The 2595-nt window shown below is 50.2% G+C and carries 21 tRNA genes and 1 rRNA gene; all 22 read right to left on the reverse strand.

The window, feature by feature from the left end:
* Window positions 1–444: 444 nt before the first annotated feature.
* Window positions 445–516 (reverse strand) — tRNA-Glu (locus ACIQCO_RS27960).
* A gap of 11 nt (window positions 517–527) precedes the next feature.
* Window positions 528–618, reverse strand: a tRNA-Ser gene (locus tag ACIQCO_RS27965).
* A gap of 5 nt (window positions 619–623) precedes the next feature.
* Window positions 624–698 (reverse strand) — tRNA-Asn (locus tag ACIQCO_RS27970).
* Between the two features lie 12 nt (window positions 699–710).
* Window positions 711–784, reverse strand: a tRNA-Ile gene (locus ACIQCO_RS27975).
* 6 nt (window positions 785–790) lie between these two features.
* Window positions 791–864, reverse strand: a tRNA-Gly gene (locus ACIQCO_RS27980).
* An 11-nt stretch (window positions 865–875) separates the two neighbouring features.
* Window positions 876–951: transfer RNA gene (locus ACIQCO_RS27985), tRNA-His, on the reverse strand.
* 27 nt (window positions 952–978) lie between these two features.
* A tRNA-Phe gene (locus ACIQCO_RS27990) sits at window positions 979–1054 on the reverse strand.
* Window positions 1055–1060: 6 nt separating this feature from the next.
* Window positions 1061–1137: transfer RNA gene (locus tag ACIQCO_RS27995), tRNA-Asp, on the reverse strand.
* Between the two features lie 3 nt (window positions 1138–1140).
* Window positions 1141–1214, reverse strand: a tRNA-Met gene (locus ACIQCO_RS28000).
* A gap of 22 nt (window positions 1215–1236) precedes the next feature.
* Window positions 1237–1329: transfer RNA gene (locus ACIQCO_RS28005), tRNA-Ser, on the reverse strand.
* Between the two features lie 19 nt (window positions 1330–1348).
* A tRNA-Ile gene (locus ACIQCO_RS28010) sits at window positions 1349–1425 on the reverse strand.
* A 27-nt stretch (window positions 1426–1452) separates the two neighbouring features.
* A tRNA-Met gene (locus tag ACIQCO_RS28015) sits at window positions 1453–1529 on the reverse strand.
* 21 nt (window positions 1530–1550) lie between these two features.
* A tRNA-Ala gene (locus tag ACIQCO_RS28020) sits at window positions 1551–1623 on the reverse strand.
* 18 nt (window positions 1624–1641) lie between these two features.
* Window positions 1642–1718 (reverse strand) — tRNA-Pro (locus ACIQCO_RS28025).
* Window positions 1719–1724: 6 nt separating this feature from the next.
* Window positions 1725–1801: transfer RNA gene (locus ACIQCO_RS28030), tRNA-Arg, on the reverse strand.
* Window positions 1802–1815: 14 nt separating this feature from the next.
* A tRNA-Leu gene (locus ACIQCO_RS28035) sits at window positions 1816–1904 on the reverse strand.
* A gap of 5 nt (window positions 1905–1909) precedes the next feature.
* Window positions 1910–1984 (reverse strand) — tRNA-Gly (locus tag ACIQCO_RS28040).
* Between the two features lie 15 nt (window positions 1985–1999).
* Window positions 2000–2084: transfer RNA gene (locus tag ACIQCO_RS28045), tRNA-Leu, on the reverse strand.
* 14 nt (window positions 2085–2098) lie between these two features.
* A tRNA-Lys gene (locus tag ACIQCO_RS28050) sits at window positions 2099–2174 on the reverse strand.
* A 143-nt stretch (window positions 2175–2317) separates the two neighbouring features.
* A tRNA-Thr gene (locus ACIQCO_RS28055) sits at window positions 2318–2393 on the reverse strand.
* Between the two features lie 24 nt (window positions 2394–2417).
* Window positions 2418–2493: transfer RNA gene (locus ACIQCO_RS28060), tRNA-Val, on the reverse strand.
* Between the two features lie 10 nt (window positions 2494–2503).
* Window positions 2504–2595 (reverse strand): 5S ribosomal RNA (gene rrf, locus ACIQCO_RS28065); the annotation flags it as partial.

Here is a 2595-nt window from a genome sequence, read left to right on the forward strand (position 1 = left end):
CCCGCACTTGGCTTTTTCTCTTGTTCACGGGCACTGTGAACCTCTTAGAGTGCCCGCACTTGGCTTTTTCTCTTGTTCACGGGCACTGTGAACCTTACACTGAATGCTCATTTTCCGTTTTTTTATCTTTCCCTGCCCATTGACGGGAACCTTTTTTCCTTTCACTGGCACAATTTATTTTTTTGTGACCGCGGGGACCCTCTTTTCTCTTTGTCGGGCACAATTTATTTTTTTTGTGACCGCGGGGACCCTTTTTTCTCTTTCTCGGGCACAATTAATTTTTTTTAATCGTGGAGCTCATTCCTGCTTGACTTATCGTAGGAGCGGAGCAGCTAAGGACATTAGCTGCTAGGGCGCTGGCGCTGGACAATTCTCGAAGTCTAATGATTTAAATTCTGATAGAACACAAAAAAACTGATGATAATTATCATCAGTTTTTTTGTATGACCCCTACGGGATTCGAACCCGTGTTACCGCCGTGAAAGGGCGGTGTCTTAACCGCTTGACCAAGGGGCCGTAAATTTTTATGGCGGAGAAGGAGGGATTTGAACCCTCGCGCCGGTTACCCGACCTACACCCTTAGCAGGGGCGCCTCTTCAGCCTCTTGAGTACTTCCCCATAAATGGCTCCGCAGGTAGGACTCGAACCTACGACCGATCGGTTAACAGCCGATAGCTCTACCACTGAGCTACTGCGGAACAAAAAAATAGTGGGCCTAAATGGACTCGAACCATCGACCTCACGCTTATCAGGCGTGCGCTCTAACCAGCTGAGCTATAGGCCCATATTTTGGAGCGGGTGATGGGAATCGAACCCACTACATCAGCTTGGAAGGCTGAGGTTTTACCAGTAAACTACACCCGCAAAGAATAATATGGGGCGACTGATGGGAATCGAACCCACGAATGCCTGAACCACAATCAGGTGCGTTAACCACTTCGCCACAATCGCCATAACAATAATCTATTCAAATAAAAATGGTGGCTCAGGACGGAATCGAACCGCCGACACAAGGATTTTCAGTCCTTTGCTCTACCGACTGAGCTACTGAGCCAACATATGGCGGTCTGGACGGGACTCGAACCCGCGACCTCCTGCGTGACAGGCAGGCATTCTAACCAACTGAACTACCAGACCGAATTGCGGGGACAGGATTTGAACCTGCGACCTTCGGGTTATGAGCCCGACGAGCTACCAGACTGCTCCACCCCGCGACAATAAAATATGATAATAATATGGAGGAGGAAGAGGGATTCGAACCCCCGCGCGGAATGACCCGCCTGTCGGTTTTCAAGACCGATCCCTTCAGCCAAACTTGGGTATTCCTCCGTGTTAAATATGAATCACATGGTGGACCTTGTAGGACTCGAACCTACGACCGGACGGTTATGAGCCGTCTGCTCTAACCAGCTGAGCTAAAGGTCCAAGTTAAAGTTCTTTTGAAAAATGTTTTGGTAGCGGCGGAGGGGATCGAACCCCCGACCTTACGGGTATGAACCGTACGCTCTAGCCAGCTGAGCTACACCGCCAAATATATAATTAAATCAAAGTGGAGCCTAGCGGGATCGAACCGCTGACCTCCTGCGTGCAAAGCAGGCGCTCTCCCAGCTGAGCTAAGGCCCCATAAAGAAGTAAGAAGAATGGTCGGGAAGACAGGATTCGAACCTGCGACCCCTTGGTCCCAAACCAAGTGCTCTACCAAGCTGAGCTACTTCCCGTTTATATGGCGCGCCCGGAAGAAGTCGAATCCACAACCTTCTGATCCGTAGTCAGACGCTCTATCCAATTGAGCTACGGGCGCATTATAATTTTAAATGGTGCCGAGGACCGGAATCGAACCGGTACGGTAGTCACCTACCGCAGGATTTTAAGTCCTGTGCGTCTGCCAGTTCCGCCACCCCGGCACATTTGGAGCGGAAGACGGGATTCGAACCCGCGACCCCCACCTTGGCAAGGTGGTGTTCTACCACTGAACTACTTCCGCATTATAGATATTAATTGGTGCGGGTGAAGGGAGTCGAACCCCCACGCCTTGCGGCGCCAGATCCTAAGTCTGGTGCGTCTGCCAATTCCGCCACACCCGCATATTAATTTAAAATGGTGAGCCATGAAGGACTCGAACCTTCGACCCTCTGATTAAAAGTCAGATGCTCTACCAACTGAGCTAATGGCTCATACTAAGATGATTCACTAATCTTTAATTGTGGTAAGTCAGATGCTCAAAAGAACTCTCGTTCTTTCTCGCAGATTGCCCGCAGAAGCTTATTCAATGAAGTCCGCAATCTGCTCTACCAACTGAGCTAATGGCTCGAAAAACTGGTGCCGGCGAGAGGACTTGAACCCCCAACCTACTGATTACAAGTCAGTTGCTCTACCAATTGAGCTACCCCGGCAAATAAATCAAGTTATTGTATTTATGGTGGAGGATGACGGGATCGAACCGCCGACCCTCTGCTTGTAAGGCAGATGCTCTCCCAGCTGAGCTAATCCTCCATATTTTACAGCCTGGCAGCGTCCTACTCTCACAGGGGCGCCTGCCCCAACTACCATCGGCGCTGAGAAGCTTAACTTCCGTGTTCGGTATGGGAACGGGTG

This window comes from Neobacillus sp. NPDC093127 (genome assembly GCF_044754175.1).
Taxonomy (GTDB): domain Bacteria; phylum Bacillota; class Bacilli; order Bacillales; family Cytobacillaceae; genus Neobacillus.